At 48.1% G+C, this 320-nt stretch carries 1 pseudogene; it reads left to right on the forward strand.

Annotation, left to right across the window (positions count from 1 at the left end):
- Positions 1–198: 198 nt before the first annotated feature.
- Positions 199–320 (forward strand): annotated as a pseudogene (locus EZM41_RS13185) (Holliday junction DNA helicase RuvB C-terminal domain-containing protein); the annotation flags it as partial.

Genomic DNA, 320 nt, shown 5'->3' on the forward strand with positions numbered 1-320 from the left:
TTGGATGCTCATTCTTCTGTTTCTGCCCATTGTCGGCTTTGTTTTGTATTTTCTGTTCGGTCCGAACTTAGACAAAAGGGCTGCATTCAGAGGGTTGAAGCATAAAAAGAGCGCGATCCTGGAGCGATGGGCGGAGGATGAGCTAAAGGCCTTAGAGTCAATGGCAGCCTCCGTGTTCCCCTGGAAGACCGTCATTTCACTTTTGAAGACATCTATGAGCCATACCTTATACAAAAAGGATATATCGAACGCACACCGAGAGGGAGAAGGGCAACCCAAAAGGCTTTTGCATACTTGGGACGACCTTGTCCCTGGACCAA

Origin of the sequence: Acetomicrobium sp. S15 = DSM 107314, from assembly GCF_016125955.1 — a bacterium.
GTDB classification, from domain to species: Bacteria; Synergistota; Synergistia; order Synergistales; family Thermosynergistaceae; genus Thermosynergistes; species Thermosynergistes pyruvativorans.